Raw genomic sequence first — 21345 nt, 5'->3', positions numbered from 1 at the left:
CGGACCCGGCAGGCGCGGTGGACCGGGCAGCCGCGTCAAGCGTGGAAGGTGCGGCGGATCCGGTGGGCCCGGCAGGTGTGGCGGGTCCGGACGTCCGGTGGGTCTACCAGCCGGTCGAGGTGGACCTGGGTGACGGCACCTGGGCGCTCGGCCGGATCAGCGGCTGGTGGCAGGACGCGGCCGGGCGGCGGTGGTGCCGACTGCGGGTCGGCCGCAGCGGGCAGCCGGCGTACTGGGAGCGCTTCGACCCGACGCGGGTGCTGCTGCTGCCGGTGTCGGGCCTCTGAGCAGCCGCGTCGCAACTCCTTGGCGGAACCGTTCGGCGAGCCCTATCGTCCCTGGGAGCGACCGCCGACATGCCACTTTCAGCAACCGGGGACGACGTGACTTCGGAGATCTACTTCAGCAGCAACTACCGTGACCTGTGCGAGCAGCACGGTACCGGTGCGGGCTTCCAGTTCGAGTTCTACTGCTACCGCTGCTCGGACACCTGGCGCTCGCCGTTCGAGGCGTTCCGGACCGGTCAGATGGCCGGCTGGATAGGCAAGGGCGTCAGCGCGGCCTGGAACCTCATCGGCGGCAGCGCCAACACCATCAGCAACGCCGCCGACGGCCTGGCCGGCCAGACCTGGGGGAGCACGCGGGACGCCGCCTTCCAGCGCGCGATCTCCAACGCCCAGACGCACTTCAACCGTTGCGCCCGGTGCACCCACTACGTCTGCGGCCGCTGCTTCAACCCCGCCCAGGGCCTGTGCCACAACTGCGCCCCGGACACCGCGGCCGAGGCGATGGCGGCGCAGCACCGGGGCCTCAACGACGCGGCCGGTGAGCGGGCGTACAGGGCCGGGCAGCAGTCCGGCGCCGAGTTCGACGTGAACACGCCGCGCCAGCTGGTCTGCCCGCAGTGCCACACCGAGACGCACGGCACGCCGTTCTGCCCGGGCTGCGGGTACCGGCTGGCGCAGTCCGTCCAGTGCACGAGCTGCCACCAGGACGTCCCGGACGGCGCCGCGTTCTGCCCGTCCTGCGGGACGCGGCGCTGACGCGGCGCTGACGGGGCTACGGCTGGGGACAAGCCGTCTGACACCGCCCCGGGGGTGATCGCTGGAGGGGCGCTCCCGGGACCGCTGGTCCGGGAGCGCCCCGCCGTTTCGCGTCGGCCTGCCGCCGCTCGGCCCTCCGCCGGAGCGGGCTCAGCCGTACGAGACGTTGGCGCAGGGGTCGTCGTCCGCCGAGCGGGCGGCGCCGCTGACGCTGGTGGGCAGCGGGGCCGGGGCGGCGGGGGTGCCGCCAGTGGCCGGGCTGGCGCCGCTCGCGGCCGCGAAGTCGTGGCCGAGGACGACGCTGATGCCCTTGCTGCCGGCCTGGACGGTCGCGCCCGGGAACAGCTTGGCGATCGCCTCGGCGGAGGTGCGCTCGCCCGCGCCGTACTCGACGACGGTGGTGCTGCGGGGCTTTCCGGCCGCGTTGCCGACGGTGGTGACGGTGTAGCCGGCGCCCTTGACGGCCTCCGCGGCCTTGCCGCCGAGCCCGGCCTCGCCGGTGCCGTTGAGCACCGAGACCCTGATGTCGGCGGCCTTGGCGTTCGGGGCGGCGGTCGGGGTGGGCGGGGCTTCGGCGGCGGGAGCGGTGGGGGCGGCGGAGCCGGCGGCGGCCGGGGCGCTCGCGTCCTGGCCGTCGATGGTGCGGTCGGCCTTGAGCGCGGCCCAGAGCTGATCGATGTCCGGGTGCACCAGGGCGACCCGCGGGCCCTCGTAACGCCAGGGCGCGGTGAGGAACTTGACGTCGTGCAGGTCCACGTCCTTGACGGACATGGCGAAGTCGAGCAGCTTGGCCGCCGAGCCGAGGTCGGGGTCGACGGTCAGCGACTTGGTGGCCGCGTCGGCCAGCGGCAGCAGGGCGGTCGGGTCCATGCCGCGGGACTTGACCTCCTTGATGAGGGAGGAGAGGAAGGCCTGCTGGCGCTTGGTGCGGCCGATGTCGGAGCCGTCGCCGATGCCGTGGCGGATCCGGACGTAGTCGAGCGCGGACTGGCCCTCGACCCGCTGCTTGCCCTTGGCGAAGACCAGCTTGCCCTTGTGGCCCAGGTTGGGGTTGAGGTCCCCCTCGTGGATGTCGTTGGGCAGGCAGACCTCGACGCCGCCGACCGCCTTGGTCATCGCGGCGAAGCCGTTGAAGTCCACCACCATGGTGTGGTCGACCCGCAGGTTGGTGAGCTTCTCGACGGCGTTCTGGGTGCAGGCCGGGTTGCCCTGTTCGGTGTCGCCCACGGAGAAGGCGCTGTTGAACATCACATTGCTCTGCTCCTTGGTCCACTTGCCGTTGGGGAGCTTGCACGGCGGGATGGTGACCAGGGAGTCGCGGGGGATGGAGATGCCGACGGCGTGCTTGTGGTCCGCGTAGACGTGCAACAGGATCGCGGTGTCCGAGCGGGCGCCGCCGTCCCCGCCGCCGCCCAGGTCGCTGTTGCCGTTGCCGCGGCTGTCCGAGCCGATCAGCAGGACGTTCACCGGGGTGCGGCCCTGGGCGTCCGGGGCTGCGGCCTCCGGGCGGTCCTTGCTGACGGCGTCGCGGTCGAAGGTGCTGATGTTGCCGTTGAGCCGGTAGTAGAGGGCGCCGCCGGCGAGGACCACGAGCGCGGTGCAGCCGGCGGTCGTCCAGAGCACCTTCTCCTTGGTGCTGCGCTTGGGCTTCCTCGTGGGCTTCTTCGTGGGCTTCTTCTTGGCCCGCCCGGTGGAGCGGGCGTCCGGTATCTTCTTGGCGTCCTGGCCGTCCGTGGCACACCGTTCCGGAGTGCCCTTCCCGCCCGCCGCCCGCCGTCCGCCCGCCCGGCGCGGCGAAATCCCGGATTCGGGGGAACCCTTGCGGCCAGACATGTCGTCATCCTCCACAGTTGCCACGGTGCCCCCCGTCGAAGCGGTGGGCTTGCGCGGCCCGGGGCCGGAGCCGATCCGGGCGAGGCCCGTCGCTAAACTTTTACACCGCTGTAGAACTTCAGTGGAGCATACTAGGCGCGGACCAGAAAACCTGCTGGTCAGACCATGAGAAATTGCTTGATTGGCCGAACACGGCCACGCCATCCCGGACCCGTACGAGGAGCACGATGACTCACCGGATCGCACGTTCGATAGCAGGCGCCCTGGTGGCCCTGCTGGCCGCCGTCGGCCTCACCGCCGCGGCGTCGAGCGCGACGGCGGTGGCCGCACCCCGGACCGTCGCGGCCGCCGCGCCGCGCACCCTGTCGGCCGCGTCGTCGACCGCCTCGACCGCCTCGACCGCCTCGATCACGTCGACCGCTTCGACCGCCGATGTCGCGCACCTCGCGGCCAAGGACGAGAAGAAGAAGAAAAAGGGCTTCTTCGCCAAGCTGGGCAAGTTCCTGCTGGTCGTGGTCATCCTGATCATCCTGCTCTTCGTGCTGCTGATCGTCGGGATCGTCTACGCCGCGAAGCGGATCTTCGGCCGCCGCAAGTAGCCGGGCCGGCGAGGGACGCCGGGCGGCTTTCCCGGGCGGTGGGGCCGGAACTCCCGCCCGGAGCAGGCCACTCGGCTGCGATTGGCCCTGGTCCGGGCGGTGCGGGCGCCCGAGGATGGGCGGCATGAACGACTCCCACCGCCACCAGGACCAGGGCCAGGACCGACTTCGCCCCGAGAGCCGGGTCGTCCACCCGCCGCTCGCCGAGGCACTGGGCAGCCGGCCGATGGGCGTGCCGCTGCACCAGGGCCACCTGTTCGCCTTCGACTCCAGTGACGCGCTCTCACGGTCCTTCGCCGGACCGGACGGTGCGTTCGTCTACAACCGGCACGGCAACCCGACCGTCCGCTCGCTGGAGCAGGCCGTCGCCGACCTCGAAGGCGGCGTCGGCGCCCTCGCCACCGCCTCCGGCATGGGCGCGATCTCCACCGTGCTGCTCGCCCTGCTGCGCGCCGGCGACCACGTGATCGCCCAGCGGAGCCTGTACGGCGGCACCCACGCCCTGCTCGTCGACCTCGCCGAACGCCGGGGCGTCGAGGTCACCCACGTCGGCGGCGACGACCCGGAGGAGGTCCGGGCCGCCCTGCGGCCGCAGACCCGGCTGCTGTACCTGGAGACGGTCTCCAACCCGACCACCAGGGTCACCGACCTGCCCGGGCTGATCGCCGTCGCCAAGCGGGTGGGCGTGGTGAGCGTGGTCGACAACACCTTCGCGACCCCGCTGCTCTGCCGCCCGATCGAGCACGGCGCCGACATCGTGGTCCACTCCGCCACCAAGTACCTGGGCGGGCACTCGGATGTCCTCGCCGGGATCGCCGTCTTCGCCGAGGCCGAAGCGCACCGCACGGTGTGGCAGCACTCCCTCGAACTCGGCGCCGCCATCGACCCGTTCGCCGCCTGGCTGACCCTGCGCGGCCTGCAGACCCTCGCCCTGCGGGTCCGCCGCCACTGCGAGAGCGCCCTCGACCTGGCCGGCCGCCTCGCCACCCACCCCGCTGTCACTGCCGTCCACTACCCGGGCCTGCCCGCCCACCCCGACCACGAGCTGGCCCGCCGCCTCCTCCCCGACGGCCACGGCGGCGTCCTCTCCTTCGACCTCGCCGGCGGCCGCGAGGCGGCCCGGGCCTTCACCGAGTCCGTGCGCCTGGCCTCGCTCGCACCCTCCTTGGGCGGGGTGCACAGCCTGGTCCTGCACCCGGCGAGCACCTCGCACCGGCAGCTGTCGGACGAGGAGTTGGCGGTGGCCGGGATCGGTGCGGGGCTGGTAAGGATGTCGGTGGGCATCGAGCACCCGGAGGACCTGTGGGCGGACGTCGAGCAGGCGTTGGCGAAGGTCTGAACGCCCGGGGGCGGGTGACTGCAACGGCTCGATCCGGGCGGCCGTCGTCAGCGGGGCTTGGCCCGGGCGGCGAGGATGGCGATGTCGTCCTCGGCGGTGGGCGCCGGGGGCGGGGCGAGGGCGTGCAGGACGGCGTCCAGCAGGTCGTCGAGGTCGCCGGTGGCGGGCAGGCGCAGCGCGGCCAGCCGTTCCAGGGAGGTGTCGATGTCCTCGTCGCGGCGCTCCACCAGGCCGTCCGTGTAGAGCAGCAGGGTCTGGCCGGGGGTGAGCGGATGGGCGGTCTGCTCGTAGCCGCCGAGCCCGGTGCCGAGCGGCGGGCCGGTGGGGACACGGAGCAGCTCGGTGGGACGGTCGGGCGCGATCAGGGCGGGCGGCAGGTGGCCCGCGCTGGAGAGGGTCCAGCGGCCGCGGCCCGGGTCGGCGAGGGCCAGCAGGCAGGTCGCCGGGCGGGCGGAGTCGTCGGCGGAGATGACGTTGTCCAGCTGGCGCAGGATCCGGTGCGGGGGCAGGTCCATCCCGGCGATGTCGCGCAGCGCGGAGCGGTAGTGGCTCATGTCGACGGCCGCCTCGACGCCGTGCCCCATGACGTCGCCCATGGCGAGCAGGGTGCGGCCGAACGGCAGCCGGACCGTCTCGTACCAGTCGCCGCCGACCACCGTGCTGCTGCCGGAGGGCAGGTAGCGGGAGGCGAGGGCAAGGTTCTGGTGCGGGCTGCCCGGCTCGCTGAGCAGCGCCCGCTGGAGCTCCAGGGCGATGCCCTGGGAGCGGCTGTAGCGGCGGGCGTTGTCGATGCCGACGGCTGCGCGGGCGGCGAGGTCGCCGAACAGAGCGGCCTCGTCGGCGTCGAAGGGGACGCCGGCGGCGGTACGGCCGAGGGTGAGCAGCCCGACCAGGCGGCCGCGGGCGGCGAGCGGCAGCACGAGCAGCGAGGAGGTGTCGGCGGGGCAGGAGTCCGCGGGGCCGGTCTCGGCGAGAACGGCGATGCCGTCGGCGAGGCTCCGGGCGGCGGCCGAGCCCTCACGGTGGCGGACCGATTCGCCGGGCCGGGGGAGTTCGGCGAGGGCGGCGGCCAGCGCGGGGACGGACCGTGCCGCGGTGCGGTGCAGCCGCACGGGCGTGCCCTGGCCGGGCCGGGGGGCTTCGGCCTCGGGCGGCAGCACGTCGACGGTCGCGAGGTCGGCGAGGTCGGGTACGGCGAAGGCGGCGAGTTCGGCGCAGGTGGTGGCGATGTCGAGGGTGGTGCCGATCCGCTCGGCGGCGGCGTCGAGCAGCGCGAGCCGGGCGCGGGCCTGGTCGAGCTCGCGGAGCTGCGCGCGGGCCGGGTCGGGGCCGTCCAGGACGACGACGATCACGCCGGTGATCCGGTCGGCGTGCCGCAGCGGCCGGTAGCGCACCCGCAGGCCGGGCGGGACGGGGTGGCCCGGACCCTCGGGCCCGCCGGTGGCGTGCTCGCGGTCACGCCCGTCGGCGAGCACCCGGCGCAGGGTGGCGGCGGCGCCGGCGAAGGCGGTGGCCTCGGCGGCGCGGCCGAGCAGGTCGGCGCGGCGCAGGCCGGTGGCGGTGAGGAAGGCGGGGTTCAGGTACTGCCAGCGCAGCCGCGCGTCGAGCACGGCGACGCCGACCGGGGCGGCGGCGAGGGCCGCGCGAAGCAGATCGGGGTCGTCGTCGTCCCCGTCCGTCCCGCCGTTCCCGCCGTCCCGGCGGTTGCTGTCGTCACTGCCGGTGATCGCGCCGAGCCTGGCCGCGAGGGAAGCCGCCGTCGCCGCCAGGGACCGGGTGACCGGTGTGCCGGGCGGTGAGCCCTCTGCTCGGTTGCCGTGCCGGAAGTGCATACGCCCATGATCACGCGCCGGGGCGCGGCACGCCCACAAGTGGGTGAAACCTTGACCGGCCGGAGACGGTGCTGTAGCGGAGCCGGTGCCCGCCGGGCGGGGAGCCGCACCGCGGTCGGTGCGCGGTGGGCGGCGAAGGCCCGTGCGGGGTGCGGCGGGCGTCCGGACGACGCACTGCGAAGCGGTCCGGAACCGGCGGGCGGACGGCGGATGATCACCGGTCATACTTGGGCGGCGGCGCCCGACACCGGACGCCGCAGGCCGTGCCGGCCCCGCGCGGCCCCGTGCCGGACCCACGTCCGCCCCGAGTCCGGCCCGAGCCGGAGACGTCCGTGAGCAGCCAGACCGGAGGAAGACCGATGAGCCCCAACCAGCCGACCAGTCGCCCGGCGGCCGGGGCCCCCGCGGTGCCCTGGAACCGGCAGCGGCTGCGGAGCAACAACGAGTGGCTGCTGCTGGAGCTGCTGCGCACCGGCGGCGGCTCCTCACGCGCCCAGCTGGCCCGGGACACCGGCCTGTCCAAGCCGACCGTCTCGGCCGCGCTGGCCGCCCTGGAACAGGCCGGGCTGGTCCGCGAGGCCGGACGGCTGGCCCCCGAGCGCGGCCGTACCGCCGTGCTGTACGAGGTCGACCCGACCGCCGGGCACGTGCTCGGCGTGGACATCGGCCGGGCCAGGCTGCGGGTGGCCGTCGCGGACCTCGCCGGGACGGTCCTCGCCCGCCGGGACGTGGCCAACCGAGGGCGCTCGGCGAACGCCGTCGCGGACGCCGTGGTCGCCGCCGCGCACGAGGCGACGGCCGAAGCGGGCCTGGCCGCCGGCGACGTCGTGCACGCGGTGATCGGCACCCCGGGCGTGTGGGACGAGGAGCGGCGCGGGGTGCGCTACGCCGACAGCCTGCCCGGCTGGGGCCGGCCTGGGCTGTTCGACCGGATCGGGGAGGGGCTGGGGACGGCCGTGTCGGTGGCCAACGACGCCAACCTAGCCGCGCTCGGCGAGTACACCCTGGGGGCCGGGCGGGGCAGCCGGATGTTCGCCTACCTGCTGGTCGGCACCGGCCTCGGGCTGGGGGTGGTGAAGGACGGCGAGCTGCTGCTCGGTGCGCACGGCGCGCTGGGCGAGATCGGCCTGGTGCCGCTGCCCGCCCGCGCCGGTGAGCCGACCGGGACGATCGAGGAGGAGGCCGCCGCGGACGCCGTGGTGCGCTCCGCCCGGGACTTCGGGCTCGGCTCGGAGGGCGCCGCCCGGCAGCTGACGGCGAAACAGGTCTTCGCACGGGCCCGCGCCGGGGAGCCCGCGGCGGTCCGGGCGGTGGAGCGGGAGGCCGGGCAACTCGCCTACGCCGTCGCCGTGCTGTCCGCCGTGCTGGACCCGGACCTGGTGGTGCTGGGCGGCGGGATCGGCGGCAGTGCGGACCTGCTCCTGGAGCCGCTGGAGCAGGCCCTGCACCGGCTCGCCCCGATGCGTCCGACGCTCGCGCCGAGCCTCCTGGGGGAGGACGCCGTACTCCTCGGCGCGGTCTCCACAGCGCTGGAGACCGCCCGCCCCGAGGTGTTCGAGCGCCGGACCGCGGTGCTGCGCTGACGGGTGCCGGGTGCCGGACGGGCTCAGGCGTCGAGAGCGCCCAGGGCGTCCCGGATCAGATCCTCGTCCTCGTCGGACTGCCCGGGGACCGGTCGGGCCCCGACCAGCGTCGGCCACCCGATCCGGCGACCCCGGAGTGTCGCTGCCCGGGCGCCGTCGGAGGCCGGGTGACCATCGGCCCGGCGAGCGGCGACGGGCGGCGGCGCCCCGGGGAACAGGAGTGATGCGGATGCGCGGGCTGAGCGTGGCACGGACGGTCCTGGCGGCCGGGCTGGTGGCTTTGAGCACGGTGGTGGCCCTGCCGGGCAGCGCGGCGGCGGCCGGTGACGTCTTCGCGCCGCAGGTGGTCTACCCGGTCGGGCACAGCCCGCGCGGCGTCGCGGTGGGCGACTTCACCGGCAGCGGCCGGCTCGGCCTGGCGGTGCCCAACGGCGAGGCGGACACCGTCTCGGTCCTGCTCGGCAACGGCGACGGCACCTTCGCCCCGCAGGCCACCTTCCCGACCGGTCCGGGCCCGACGGCGATCACGGTGGCCGACCTCGACGGCGACGGCCGGGCGGACCTGGTGACCACCAACCAGGGCACCAGCGGCGTCTCCGTGCTCCGCGGCAACGGCGACGGCACCTTCCAGGCCCCGCGCGGCTTCTCCACCGGAACCCATCCGGACGCCGTCGCCGTCGGCGACTTCAACGGCGACGGCCGGCCCGACCTGGCCGTCGGCGTCCTCGGCGAGCAGCGGGTCGACCTGCTGCTCGGCAACGGCGACGGCACCTTCCAGCCCCCGGCCGGCTATCCGACGGGCACCGACTCCAACCCGGCCTCGATCGTCCTGTCCGACTTCGACGGCGACGGGCGGCTCGACCTGGCCGTCGCCGACGACGGCATCAGCTCGGTCTCGGTGTTCCTCGGCAACGGGGACGGCACCCTCGGCCCGCGCACCGACGTCCGAGTCGGCGGCGTGCCGTACGCGCTCGCCGTCGGCGACTTCAACGGCGACGGCCGGCCCGACCTGGTGGCCACCGACGACGAGGACGGGGTCCGGGTCCTGCTCGGCAACGGGGACGGCACCTTCCAGCCGAACGTCTTCTACCCGGCGGGCCGGCTTCCCGGATCGGTCGCGGTCGGCGACTTCACCGGCAGCGGCCGGCTCGACCTGGTCGTGGCCAACGGCGCCAACGCCCTCGCGCTGCTGCGCGGCAACGGCGACGGCACCTTCCAGCCCCCGGACTTCTACCCCACCGGCAACGGCCACTTCTCCAGCCCGGACGCGGTCGCGGTCGGCCGGTTCACCGGCAGCGGCCGGCTCGACGTGGCCGTCAGCCACGGCCTGGACGACACCGTGTCGGTCCTGCTGAACACGCATCGGGCCCTGGTCACCACCACCCTCGCCGCCACGCCGAACCCCTCGGCGTACGGCAGCCCGGTCGCCCTGACCGACACCGTCTGCCCGGCCACCGCCGGGCCGGTGCCCACCGGCACCGTCAGCTTCGCCGACGGCGACCGGGAGCTGGGCACCGCCGCCCTCGCCCCCGGCGGCGGCTCCGGCTGTGCGCAGGCGCAGCTGGGCTGGAACCGGCCGCGGCCCGGCACGCACACCGTCACCGCCCGCTACTCCGGCGACGGCAGCTACCTGCCCGGCCCGCTGGAGACACTGGAGCATCGGGTGACCTGCGAACGGACGATCACCGGCGCCACCGGCCCCGTCCTCGCCACCGGCCCGAGCACCTGCCTGGTCGGCGCCCGAACCGGAGTGGTCCAGGTAGCACCCGGCGCAGCCCTGTTCGCCGCCGACTCGACGATCGACGGCGGCCTGAACGCGCAGGACGCGTCCGGCGTCGAGCTGTGCGGGAACACGGTCGACGGCGGCCTGCGGATCGCCGGCACCACCGGCCCGGTCCTGGTCGGCGCGCCCGAGCAGGGCTGCACCGCCAACCGGATCGGCGGCCCGACGGTGCTGACCGGCAACCTGGGCGGCACGGAGATCGCGGGCAACACCATCACCGGCGCGCTCCACTGCGTCGGCAACACTCCACCGCCCACCACCGCGGGCACCCCCAACACCGTCACCGGCCCGCGCACCCGCCAGTGCGCGACGCTGTAGCCGCCGAAGGGTCTTCCACCCGCTGCCGCAGGGCGGACCGGCCCTGGTGCCCAGTGCGATGCAGGACGGGCGTACCGGTCGGTAGGCGCTGTCACGCCCGCCTCGACGCAGTCGTTCTGCGGTTGTGTCGACGACCCATGTGGAGGTATACGGACTGATGGGGTGCCGTTCGGCGGCCGACCGGATGCCGTGCCGCCGCAGCGGTTGCCCGAGTCGATCGAGGAAGCGCGTCGACGAAGGAGGTGTCGACAGTGATCACGGAACTGGCACTGGAGCGCGTGGAGTTCACCTGCGGCCACTGCTGGCACCAATGGAGCATGGACTACGACGTCCAGCACTACCGCGATGACGACGGACGGGACTGGGAGTACTTCTCCCGCGACGGCACAGCCGTGGACTCGCCCTACACCCCCCAGGGAGCGCCGCCCTGCCCCGGGTGCGGGCGCCGCTGGGTGGGACGCATTCTCGCCCGCCGGCCGATTCCGACGCCGCCGGGCCCGGTCGGCACACCGCGTCAACCGATTGCCGACGCTACGGGTCACCGGCCGGAGCGGCACGGTGCGCCGCCGCTCGACGCACGGGCCCACACCCAGCCCGCGCAGCTCGAAGCACCCGATGCGGACGGCGACTGGGGGAAGGTCGACGCCGACGCGGGAGAGGGGGTGTGAGGCGATGGCGAGGGTGACGGTCGAAGGTGCGGACCTGGTGGTCCGGCTGCGCTGGTGGGAACGGCTCGTGACGCGGTCGGGGCCGCTGCGGGTGCCGCTGACGGCGGTGGAGAAGGTCACGACCACCAGGCAGCCGTGGAGGGTTGTCCGCGGAGTACGCGAGAGCGGCCTGCTGATCCCCGGCAGGCTGTGCCTGGGGGTGTGGCGGCATCCCGGCGGCCGGGACTTCGTGGCCCTGCACCCGTTCACGGACGTCGTGGTGAGCATCGACCTGCGCCGGCCTTCTCCGTTCGCGCGCATCGCAGTCCACGCGACCGAGGCGCCGCGAACGGTGGCCGACCTGCACACGGCGGTGAGCCGGACCGTCCTCGCGGCAGGAGGGCTCGATGAGGACGTCCCCGGGGCGGTCCCGGAGCCCGAGAATCCGCCGGCCCGGCCCGGCGGCCGATGGGCGGGCGTTCCGGCCCACGCCTGAGCCGCGCGCCTGGACGGCGAGGACCCCTAGGGCCAATGCCAGTGACTTTGGTGTCCCTGTCTCGTTGGTTGTGGTGTGGCGAGGGTGGGACAGGTCAAGTCGCCTGCGGGTGAGCGGTTGTCGGACCGGATCGCGATCGGGGTGTTGACCCGGGCGTTTCCGCCGGGTCTGGTGGATGAGGTGATCGCGGAGACCGGGCGGGGCGAGAAACGCAGCCGGTTGTTGCCGGCGCGGGTGGTCGTGTACTTCGTGCTGGCGATGTGCCTGTTCTTCGGGCAGGGCTATGAAGAGGTCGCCCGGGTGCTGGGCGAGGGGCTCGGGGACGGGCGGCGGTCGTGGCGGGTGCCCACGACCGCCGCGATCGGCCGGGCCCGTCGGCGGCTGGGTCCAGAGCCGTTGCGGTTGCTGTTCGCGCGGGTGTGTCGGCCGATGGCGGTGCCCGGGACAGCGGGGGCCTGGTACCGGCGCTGGCGCCTGGTCGCGGTGGACGGCACCACGCTGGACCTGGCGGACACCGAGGCCAACGACGCCTTCTTCGGCCGCCATGTGTCGGGACGCGGAGCGAGCGCGTTCCCGCAGGCCAGGGTGGTGGGGCTGGCCGAGTGCGGCACCCACGCGGTGTTCGCCGCCGTCACCGGTCCGCTGTCGGCGAGCGAGCAGTCCCTGTCCCGGCAGCTGTTCGACCGGCTTCGCGAGGGGATGCTGCTGCTGGCCGACCGGGGCTTCTACGGCTTCGAGCTGTGGCAGCACGCACGGGCCACCGGCGCGGACCTGCTGTGGCGCGTGCGCAAGAGCGCGAACCTGCCCGTCGTGCGCGTGCTCAGCGACGGCTCGTACCTCAGCACGGTGCACGCCGAACCGGACAGAAGGAGTCGCCGCAACCCGGTGACCGTCCGGGTCGTCGAATACACCCTCGCCTCCACCGGTGATGGCACCGTCTACCGCCTGATCACCACTCTCCTCGACCCCGAGGAGGCACCGGCCGCCGAGTTGGCCGCGCTCTACGTCCAGCGCTGGGAGATCGAGACCACCCTGGACGAGATCAAGACCCACCAGCGCGGACCCAAACTCGTCCTGCGCTCGAAGTACCCGTGGGGCGTCGAGCAGGAGGTCTACGGCCTCCTGCTCGTCCACCACGCCATCCGACAACTCATGCACCAAGCCGCCCTGCATGAGGGCGTGGACCCCGACCGCTTGTCCTTCACCCGCAGTCTGCGGGTCGTGCGCCGCCAGGTCCCCGCCCAGGCGGCGCTTTCCCCCCGGCAGACTCACCAGGGCGCTGAACCGCACCCTGGCTGAGATCACCGAACGCCTCCTACCCCCGCGCCGTCAACGGACCTGCCCCCGCGTCATCAAACGCAAGATGTCCAACTGGCCCCTCAAACGCGCCCAACAGCACGACTGGCCACCACCAACCCCCGCAACCATCACGATCACCAGAGCGGACACAACCTAAGTCACTGGCATTGCCCCTAGGGCCTGTCCGGCGCAGCGCCGCGGCCGCTCCCTGACGGCGGCCTGCCGCAGGCTGGAAAGCTCCGATCCGGCCGCGCAGCTTCACCTGCACCCGAGCGGGAGGTTGCGGAGGCCGTCGTCCGTCCGGTCGGGGTCGGTCAGGACGCGGGATCGGGGCGGCGGATCGCGTGGATGATCCGGGTCGCCCAGTCGGCGGGGCGTTCGTGGCCGAGGAGGGTGGCGAGGCGGTGCATGCGGGTGCGGCGTTCGGTCGGGGTGAGGGCGAGGGCCTTGGCGAGGACGGCGGTGAGGTCGTCCGGGGAGCGGGGGTCGGTGAGGAGCGCGGCGTCGCCGAGCTCGGCGGCGGCGCCGGCGTGGCGGGAGAGCACCAGCACGCCCGGGCCGGCTGCGTGGCGGGAGGGGAGGGCGGCTTGGGCGGCGACGAACTCCTTGGCCGTCAGGTTCATACCGTCCTGCAGCGAGGTCACCCAGAGCACGTCGGCGGCCAGGTACTCGTCGACGACCTCGGCGAAGGAGAGACTTCGGGGGAGATAGTCCACCGGGCGCCAATCCGGCGTCTGCCACGCGTCGTTGACCTCGTCGATGCGCTGTTCGAGCAGAGCGCGAGTGGTGTCGTAGGCGGTGAGACCGGGCTCGGGCGGCGGGCAGACGAGCCGGAAGGTCAGCCGTTCGCGCAGGTCGGGCCGCTGTGCCAGGAGTCGGGCGATGGCGTCGACCTTCTGCACCGGGGCTTTGGCGTAGTCGAGGCGTTCGACGGACAGCACCAGGCGTCCGGTGCCGGATCGGGGTGGCGGTGTGCGGGTGCGTGCGAGGGCTTCGATGGCGGGGCGGTCGACGCCGAGTGGGCAGACCTGGATCCGTGGCGGGTGGGGCAGGCCGGTGAGGGCGTGGCGGAAGTGGTCGGCGAAGGCGGTGGTGTGGAAGCCGGCCCAGTCCAGACAGGCCAGGGATGCGCGCAGTTCGGCGGCGACCGGCAGGGTGGCGAAGACGTCCGCGGGAGGGAAGGGGGTGTGGTGGAACAGTCCGGTGCGCAGGTCGGGACGGGCCGTGCGCAGGAGGCCGGGGACCAGCCAGAGGTTGTAGTCGTGCAGCCAGACGGTTGCTCCCGGGGCGGCCAAGGTGCCGATGTGGTCGGCGAACCGTGCGTTGACGGTGCGGTACTCGGCCCAGGCGCGGTCGTCGAACACCGAGCGGCCCGGTTCGGACATCAGGACCGGCCAGAGGATTTCCTTGCAGGCGTGGTGGAAGTAGCCGCTCCACTCGGCGGTGGTGAGCGGTACGAGGGACAGCGGCGGGCCGGCGGACTGCTCGCGGGCGGCCTCGGGATGACCGCCGGGCCGGGCGGTGACCCAGATGCCGCCCGGCAGGCCGCCGGTGAAGGCACTGGTCAGGGTGGGCAGGATGCCGTTGGGGCTGGTGGGCGGCTGCCAGCTGTCGCCGGCCCAGCGAAGCGGCGGGCGGTGGTATCCGACCACGAGTGAGGGGCGGGGCCCGGGCTCGGGACGGACCGTGGCGACCCAGCCCAGTGTTCGGAGAGCCGCGAGGATGCCGGCTGCGCCCTGCTGGTGCGGGCGGTGGATCAGGGGATCGTCGGCCACCGCCGCGAGCAGCGCGGGCTCGCCCCCTGCGACGACCACCCCGTGGGTGCCGAGGCGGAACAGTGACAGGTCGTTGAGGGAGTCCCCGGCGACCAGGATCGCCTTGGCCGACCAGTCCAGTTTGTCGGCCAGGGCCCGCAGTGCGCCGCCCTTGGAGGCGGTCGGCGGCAGGACGTCGAAGAAGCGGTCCGCGGAGTAGGTCCAGCCGCAGCCGAGCGCCTCCACCGCCGCGGTGAGCTCACCGGTGAGGTGTTCGGGGGCCAGGTGGAACGAGCAGCGGCCGTCCTGGATGACGCCGTGCTGGTAGGTGAGCCCGGGGAAGCGGCGTAATGCGGCCCGGACGCGCTCCGGACCGGGCCAGCCGGCACGCAACTGTTCCTGCAGCGGCTCGACGGTGGAGAAGTCGGTGCCGTCGAGGACGGTGGCGCCGACATCCGCGATGATCCACCGGGGCCTCGGGACGAGCGGGTCCCGCAGGACCTTGCGGATCGACGTCAGTCCGCGGCCGGTGGCGAACACCACGGTCACCTCGGGATGACGGTTCAGCGCGTCCCGCAGTCGGCGCCGGTCCTCCGGGGCGCCGCCGAGCAAGGTGCCGTCCAGATCGGTGACCAGAATCCTCGACATCCGACGGACGCTAACACGATCGCTCAGTGTGGTGAAGTGTTCACCTCAGCCGGGAGGTTGTGTGTGCGTTGAGGGCGGTGAGGCCGCCGAGCACGGGTGCTACCCGCGGTCGAGGTTTAGGGCCGGCCCGGCAGTCCGTGAACACGGCCGGACGGGGGTGGGCACACACCACGGTGTGTGCCCACCCCCGTCCGGCCCGCCCTGCCTGCACGGCAGGGTCGTTCACCAGCGGTACCAGCGGCCCCGGCTGCCGGAAGCGCCGGTGCTGCGGAGCAGGAATCCGAGCAGCCAGACCACCAGGACCACGACCGCCACCCACCACAGGGCCTTCAGTGCGAAGCCGGCACCGAAGAGAAGCAGAGCCAGCAGAAAAACGAGGAAAAGGGGAACCATCTCGACCTCCGTAGTCAGTGTCAGCACACCGACTGCCCCGTCGCGTCCGACGTATTCAGCGGAATCCTCTCCGCCCCGTGCACGCAACTCGCCTGATTGCCGGCGGCGTTCGGGGTTAGACGGCCGCTGTGCTGAGATTCCTGTGGATTGCCGGGCCGGTCGGTGGAGCGGCCGCCGCCACGGCCGCGGCCTTGTTCGGGTCCCCGTGGTGGTGGTGCGCGGCCGTGCCCTTGCTGGTGGTGACGGTGCTGGCGTCGAAGGACCTGCTGCAGACCCGGCATGCGATCCTGCGGAACTACCCGGTCATCGGCCGTCTGCGGTTCGCGCTGGAGGGCATCCGGCCCGAGGTCCAGCAGTACTTCGTCGAACGCAACGTGGACGGGCGCCCCTTCGACCGCGACACCCGCAGCATCGTCTACGAGCGGGCCAAGGGGACGGACGCGGAGGAGCCCTTCGGCACGGAGCTGGACCTGTACGGGAGCGGGCGCGAGTTCCTGGTGCCGTCGATGGCCCCCGTCGCGGTGCCGCACCGCCTGCCCAGGGTGCGGGTGGGCGGTCCCGACTGCTCCCAGCCGTACGCGATGGCGCTGCTCAACGTGTCCGCGATGAGCTTCGGCTCGCTGTCGGCCAACGCGGTGCTGGCTCTGAACACCGGTGCGGCGCTGGGCGGTTTCGCCCACGACACCGGTGAGGGCGGGCTGTCCGAGTACCACCTGCGGCCCGGCGGGGACCTGGTGTGGGAGATCGGCACCGGCTACTTCGGCTGCCGCACCGAGGACGGGGACTTCGACCCCGGCCAGTTCGCCGAGAAGGCGGCGCACCCGCAGGTCAAGTGCGTCTCCCTGAAGCTCAGCCAGGGCGCCAAACCCGGCATTGGCGGAGTGCTGCCCGGTTCCAAGGTCGACGCCCGGATCGCGCGGGTGCGCGGTGTCCCGCAGGGGAGGACCGTGGTCTCCCCGCCCTACCACCGGGTCTTCTCCACCCCGCGCGAACTGGTCCGCTTCATCGGCCGGATGCGAGGGCTGGCGAACGGCAAGCCGACCGGGTTCAAGCTCTGCGTCGGGTCGCGCCGCCAGTTCCTCGCGGTCTGCAAGGCCATGCTGGAGGAGGGGGCGACACCGGACTTCGTCATCGTCGACGGAGCGGAGGGCGGGACCGGCGCCGCCCCGCTGGAGTTCGCCGACCACGTCGGAATGCCGCTCACCGAGGGGCTGATGACGGTGCACAACGCACTGGTCGGCACCGGTCTGCGGGACCGGATCCGGATCGGCGCCAGCGGCAAGGTGGCCACCGGGAGCGACCTGGTGAAGCGGTTGATCCAGGGAGCCGACTACACCAACGCCGCCCGGGCCATGATGTTCGCCGTCGGCTGCATCCAGGCCCAGCGCTGCCACACCAACACCTGCCCGGTCGGCGTGGCCACCCAGGACCCGCGCCGGGCCCGCGCCCTGCACGTGGGGGACAAGTCCCAGCGGGTGCGGCGCTACCAGGAGGCCACCGTCAGGAGCGCCCTGCAGATCATGGCCGCGATGGGGGTCGACGACCCCTCGCAGCTGCGCCCGCACATGCTCCAGCGCCGCATCGACCCGCAGACCGTCCGCTCCTACGCGGACCTCCATCCCTGGCTGGAACCGGGGCAGCTGCTCCATGACCCTCCCGCTCCCTGGGCGCGCGACTGGGAGGCCGCCCACCCCGACCGGTTCACCGTCTGACACTTCGAAGGGAAGCCCCGTGGCACGTACCGTCGCCCGCGTGATCGTCGACGCCCTGCAGGAGCTGGGGGTGCGCCATGTGTTCGGCGTCGTCGGCGACGCCCTGAACCCGCTGACCGAGGCCATCCGCACGACCGAGGACCTGGACTGGATCGGCTGCCGCCACGAGGAGGCCGCGGCCTTCGCGGCCGGCGCCCAGTCCCAGCTGTCCGGCACCCTGGGCGTGTGCATGGGTACCGTCGGCCCCGGATCGGTGCACCTGCTCAACGGACTGTACGACGCGGCCAAGAGCCGGACCCCGCTGCTCGCCATCGCCGGACAGGTCCCTTCCGCGGAGCTGGGCAGCGACTACTTCCAGGAAGTCGACAACGACCTGCTGTTCCGGGACGTCGCGGTCTTCCGGGCGACCGTGACCTCGCCGGACCAACTGCCGAGGATGCTGGAGACCGCCGTCCGCTGCGCGATCAGCGAGCGCGGCGTGGCAGTGCTGACGGTCCCCGGCGACCTCGGCGACCGGGAGCTGACGGATGACCGCCCTGCCCACTTCCCGCGGGTCCGCCCGGTCACCCGCGCAGACGACGCCGGCATCCGGGATGCCGCCGACCTCGTCAACGCCGCCGACCGGGTGACCCTCCTGGTCGGCCGGGGCGCCCGGGACGCCCGCGCAGAGGTGCTGGCACTCGCCGAGCGTCTGTCCGCACCGATGGTCCTCACCCTGAAGGCCAAGGAGGGCTTCGAAGCGGACAACCCCTACCAGGTCGGACAGACCGGCCTGATCGGCAACCCCGCCGCCGCCGGAGCGCTGGACGCCTGCGACACCCTGATCATGCTCGGCACGGACTTCCCCTACCGCGACTGGTATCCCACCGGCCGCAAGGTCGTCCAGATCGACCTCCTCGAACGCAACCTGGGCCGCCGGGTACCCGTGGACGTGGGACTGGCAGGCGACACCGCGGCCACCCTCCGGGCGCTCCTGCCGCACCTCAGGCCCAGCACGGACCGCGTCCACCTCGAAGCGGCCCGGGAGCGCTTCGAGGAGTGGACCGCCGGCCAGCGGCGCCTGGCGGACCCCGAGCACGACCACCACCTGCTCGGCCGCCTGCGCAGCGCGCTGGACAACCGGGGCCACGACGTGCGCCCGGAGGCCCTGGCCGCCGCCGTGAATGACCGTGCGAGCGACGACGCCGTCTTCACCTCCGACACCGGCATGGCGACCGTCTGGCTGTCCCGGTTCGTGACCATGCGCGGCCGCCGGCGGCTGCTGGGGTCGTACAACCTCGGCTCGATGGCCAACGCCATGCCCCAAGCCATCGGCGCGCAGCTCTGGGCCCCCGACCGGCAGGTCGTGGCGTTCTGCGGTGACGGCGGCCTGAGCATGCTCCTCGGCGACCTGATGACGATCAGGACCCACCGGCTCCCGGTGAAGCTCGTGGTGTTCGACAACCGCCGCCTCGGCATGGTCAAGCTGGAGCAGGAGCAGGCCGGGCTCCCGGAGTTCGGCACGGAGTTGGACAACCCGGACTTCGCCGCGGTCGCCACCGCGCTCGGCCTGACCGGCATCCGGGTCACCCGCCCCTCCGAAGTGCTCGACGGCGTGCGACGGGCGTTCGAGACGCCGGGCCCGGTGGTGCTCGACGTCCTGACCAACCCCCGGGAACTCGCGGTTCCGGGCAAGCCGACCGTCGAGCAGGGGTGGGGCTTCGCGATCGCCAAGGTCAAGGAGACGCTGCGCAGCCACGACGGCTGACGGTCGGCCCCCGGGGCGGCCCTTCGCCCCGGGGCACGCGGCTGTTCGCCTCCGGGCCAGGGCACGACCGGCCGCCACGGGCGGGGTCAAGACAGCGCGCTGCTCGGCCGGGTCATGATCAGGCCGTCCGCGCCCGAGCCCGGAGGCGCCGACCAGCGCGGACCGCCGTGCAGCGGGCCCGGTCCCTCGTCACCGCGCCACCGGGCTGCGACGTGCAGGAGCCGCCTCCTCCGCTATGCCGCGGTCGCGCGGACGGCTCCGTCGCCGGTGTTCCGCGATGGCCGCGGAGGCGTCGAAGGGCACGATCGTGGCAACGACGTGGGGAAGGCGACTCACGGCGTGGGCGATGGAGTCCCCGCTGCGGGCGTGCAGCAGCCGTCCCACGACGGGACCGTAGGAGCGGCGCGGGATGAGCAGCGTGACCTGGGTGCGCCCGTCGGCGGTGGCCTCGACGGCGTGCCGGGCGATGGCGTGGTGCAGCCGGCGGTCCGGACACTCCACCAGGTCCAGCGGCACGTCCGCGGCCTGGTTGGACGCCCAGGCCCGCCGGAGCTGCTTGGCCCCGGCCGTGTCCAGGGCCACGTGCACGGCGCGCAGTCGCGCGGGACGCAAGGTGTGGGCGTAGCTCAGAGCGGCGAGGACCGCGAGGTCGAGCCGGTCGACCAGGAGCATCACCACGTGGCGTGAGCGGGTCGCGGTGGTCGCGGTGGCGGGTGCCGCTTCCAGAGCGGTTCGCTCGGTGCGGTAGCGCTCGTTGGTGCGGATCAGGCCCCACACGCCGAGGGGGAAGAGGATCACGACGACCCAGGCGCCCTCGGTGAACTTCGTGACGGCGAAGACGACGACCACGGCGGCGGAGGCGGTCGCGGCAGCCGCGTTCACGGCGGTCTTCAGGAGACGGTGCTCCTCCCGGCGCTGCCAGTGGTGCTTGGCCAGACCGGCGGTCGCCATGACGAAACCGGTGAAGACGCCGATCGCGTACAGCGAGACGAGTTCGGTGACGTTGCCGCGGGTCACGAGCAGCAGGACGAGCGAGACGGCCGTGAGCACCAGGATCCCGTTGGAGAACGCGAGCCTGTGGCCCCTGCGGGTCAGGCTCCGGGGAAGGAAGGAGTCGTCCGCGACGAAACTGGCCAGGAAGGGGAACCCGTTGAAGGAGGTGTTCGCCCCGGTGTAGAGGACGAGCGCGGTGGCCACCTGGACCGCGGCGAACATCGCCTGTCCCAGGACGCTTCGACCGAACACCAGGTGCGCTTCCTGGGCCAGGACGGTCGGGCTCCCGGAGACGTACGGGATCGCGTGCGTCTGCCAGGCGAGTGCCGACACGCCCAGGACGAGCCCGCCGAGGATCACGCTCATGATCACCAGCGTTCGGCGGGCGTTGTCTCCCTGCGGCTCGCGGAAGGCGCCGACTCCGTTGGAGATCGCCTCCAGGCCGGTGAGCGACGACCCGCCGTTGGCGAAGGCGCGGAGCAGGACGAACAACGAGGCGCCCATCAGCAGACCGCCGCCCGGTGTGCCCAGGGGTACGGCTCCGTCGGCGTGCAGGTCGCCCTCGCTCAGCCTCGGCAGGTCGCCGGCGGCCAGCCGTCCCAGGCCCACCAGGACGGTCAGGCCGGCAGTGAGGACGAACAGATAGGTCGGTACCGAGAAGGCCCTGCCCGCCTCCCGGACGCCCCGCAGGTTCCCGTAACAGAGCAGGCAGAGGACTCCTACGGTGATCCACAGCTTGTCCGCGCCGATGTCGATGCGGAAGAGCAACCGCAGCATGGAGGAGAGCGCGTCGGTGCCGGCGGCCGTCTGCACGGCCACCGTGACGATGTAGTCGATCAACAGGGCGACCGCGGCGACCTGTGCGGTGCGGGGGCCGAAGTTCTCCCGCGCCACCACGTACGAGCCACCGGCACGGGTGTAGGTCATGACCACGTCGCGGTAGGACAACGTGAGCAGGACCAGCAGCGCGAGGATGACCCCCGTCACCGGCATGACGAGGGTGAACCCCGCCACTCCCACGACCGGAACCAGCTGGGTGAGCATCTGCTCCGTGCCGTACGCGCTGGAGCTGATGCAGTCCGGTGCGAGCACGCCGAGCGCGACCGGTTTGGAGAGCTTCTCGTCCCGTAGGCGCGCCGTGACCAGGGGCGGCCCCAGCAGCAGCCGCTTGATGCGGTAGCCGATGCGTTCCGGTACCTCCGCGGCCGCTGCGGCCTGCCGGTCGCCCGTCCGCGTCCGTCCCTCGACAGTCACCCGATCCTCCTGCGACCGACAGCTGCGACGTCCGGTCGGGCGTCCCCCGGCCGCATGCCCCGGGCAGCGTGG

16 protein-coding genes are annotated in these 21345 nt (G+C 73.4%); 11 read left to right on the top strand and 5 right to left on the bottom strand.

Translation table 11 applies throughout. The annotated features are described in order from the left end of the window. Nucleotides 1–62 precede the first annotated feature (62 nt). Together CRP52_RS00995 and CRP52_RS00990 are read left to right on the top strand one after the other, a co-directional pair. Entirely contained in the window at nt 63–287 is a 225-nt protein-coding gene (locus tag CRP52_RS00995; RefSeq protein ID WP_179852619.1) for a hypothetical protein, read from the top strand. Nucleotides 288–356: 69 nt separating this feature from the next. Further along, complete coding sequence (locus tag CRP52_RS00990; protein ID WP_097234609.1) at nt 357–1043, top strand: double zinc ribbon domain-containing protein; 687 nt, start codon at nt 357–359, stop codon at nt 1041–1043. Between the two features lie 150 nt (nt 1044–1193). On the opposite strand, the gene CRP52_RS00985 is transcribed toward CRP52_RS00990, so the two are convergent. Beyond that, nucleotides 1194–2876 (bottom strand): LCP family protein, encoded by a 1683-nt coding sequence (locus CRP52_RS00985; RefSeq protein ID WP_097234608.1) that lies wholly within the window; start codon nt 2874–2876, stop codon nt 1194–1196. Nucleotides 2877–3103: 227 nt separating this feature from the next. On the opposite strand from CRP52_RS00985, the gene CRP52_RS00980 reads away from it, so the two are divergent. Together CRP52_RS00980 and CRP52_RS00975 are read left to right on the top strand one after the other, a co-directional pair. Then, nucleotides 3104–3475, top strand: coding sequence for a hypothetical protein (locus CRP52_RS00980; protein ID WP_097234607.1), 372 nt, complete (start codon nt 3104–3106; stop codon nt 3473–3475). Nucleotides 3476–3599: 124 nt separating this feature from the next. Continuing rightward, nucleotides 3600–4814, top strand: a complete 1215-nt coding sequence (locus CRP52_RS00975) for a trans-sulfuration enzyme family protein (protein WP_097234606.1) — start codon at nt 3600–3602, stop codon at nt 4812–4814. 47 nt (nt 4815–4861) lie between these two features. Here the strand turns inward: CRP52_RS00975 and CRP52_RS00970 are convergent, their stop codons facing one another. Beyond that, the gene (locus tag CRP52_RS00970) at nt 4862–6646 is read right to left on the bottom strand and encodes a SpoIIE family protein phosphatase (RefSeq protein WP_179852640.1); all 1785 of its coding nucleotides are present in this window, start codon (nt 6644–6646) and stop codon (nt 4862–4864) included. Between the two features lie 359 nt (nt 6647–7005). Here CRP52_RS00970 and CRP52_RS00965 point away from each other — a divergent pair, with 359 nt between their 5' ends. The 5 genes from CRP52_RS00965 to CRP52_RS00945 all read left to right on the top strand — a co-directional run bounded on the left by CRP52_RS00965 (nt 7006) and on the right by CRP52_RS00945 (nt 12772). After that, a complete protein-coding gene (locus CRP52_RS00965; RefSeq protein WP_097234604.1) occupies nt 7006–8229 on the top strand; it encodes an ROK family transcriptional regulator in 1224 nt (407 codons plus the stop codon). 229 nt (nt 8230–8458) lie between these two features. After that, the gene (locus CRP52_RS00960; protein WP_179852639.1) at nt 8459–10330 is read left to right on the top strand and encodes an FG-GAP-like repeat-containing protein; all 1872 of its coding nucleotides are present in this window, start codon (nt 8459–8461) and stop codon (nt 10328–10330) included. Nucleotides 10331–10581: 251 nt separating this feature from the next. Further along, nucleotides 10582–10998, top strand: coding sequence for a hypothetical protein (locus tag CRP52_RS00955; protein ID WP_097234602.1), 417 nt, complete (start codon nt 10582–10584; stop codon nt 10996–10998). Nucleotides 10999–11002: 4 nt separating this feature from the next. Then, entirely contained in the window at nt 11003–11473 is a 471-nt protein-coding gene (locus CRP52_RS00950; RefSeq protein ID WP_097234601.1) for a hypothetical protein, read from the top strand. Between the two features lie 75 nt (nt 11474–11548). Further along, complete coding sequence (locus tag CRP52_RS00945) at nt 11549–12772, top strand: IS4 family transposase (protein ID WP_097234600.1); 1224 nt, start codon at nt 11549–11551, stop codon at nt 12770–12772. A gap of 314 nt (nt 12773–13086) precedes the next feature. Here the strand turns inward: CRP52_RS00945 and CRP52_RS00940 are convergent, their stop codons facing one another. Then, the gene (locus CRP52_RS00940) at nt 13087–15174 is read right to left on the bottom strand and encodes a trehalose-6-phosphate synthase (protein ID WP_097234599.1); all 2088 of its coding nucleotides are present in this window, start codon (nt 15172–15174) and stop codon (nt 13087–13089) included. A gap of 222 nt (nt 15175–15396) precedes the next feature. Further along, entirely contained in the window at nt 15397–15567 is a 171-nt protein-coding gene (locus CRP52_RS00935) for a hydrophobic protein (protein WP_097234598.1), read from the bottom strand. A gap of 140 nt (nt 15568–15707) precedes the next feature. On the opposite strand from CRP52_RS00935, the gene CRP52_RS00930 reads away from it, so the two are divergent. After that, complete coding sequence (locus CRP52_RS00930; RefSeq protein WP_257032981.1) at nt 15708–17279, top strand: FMN-binding glutamate synthase family protein; 1572 nt, start codon at nt 15708–15710, stop codon at nt 17277–17279. 19 nt (nt 17280–17298) lie between these two features. Beyond that, on the top strand, nt 17299–19026 hold the full coding sequence (locus tag CRP52_RS00925; RefSeq protein WP_097234597.1) for a thiamine pyrophosphate-dependent enzyme: 1728 nt from the start codon (nt 17299–17301) through the stop codon (nt 19024–19026). A 189-nt stretch (nt 19027–19215) separates the two neighbouring features. Here the strand turns inward: CRP52_RS00925 and CRP52_RS00920 are convergent, their stop codons facing one another. After that, nucleotides 19216–21204, bottom strand: a complete 1989-nt coding sequence (locus tag CRP52_RS00920) for an APC family permease (RefSeq protein WP_257032980.1) — start codon at nt 21202–21204, stop codon at nt 19216–19218. Between the last annotated feature and the right edge of the window lie 141 nt (nt 21205–21345).

Origin of the sequence: Streptomyces sp. 1331.2, from assembly GCF_900199205.1 — a bacterium.
GTDB lineage: Bacteria > Actinomycetota > Actinomycetes > Streptomycetales > Streptomycetaceae > Kitasatospora.
Note: the sequence above shows the minus strand (reverse complement) of the source record. Positions and strands in the feature narration are given on the sequence as shown.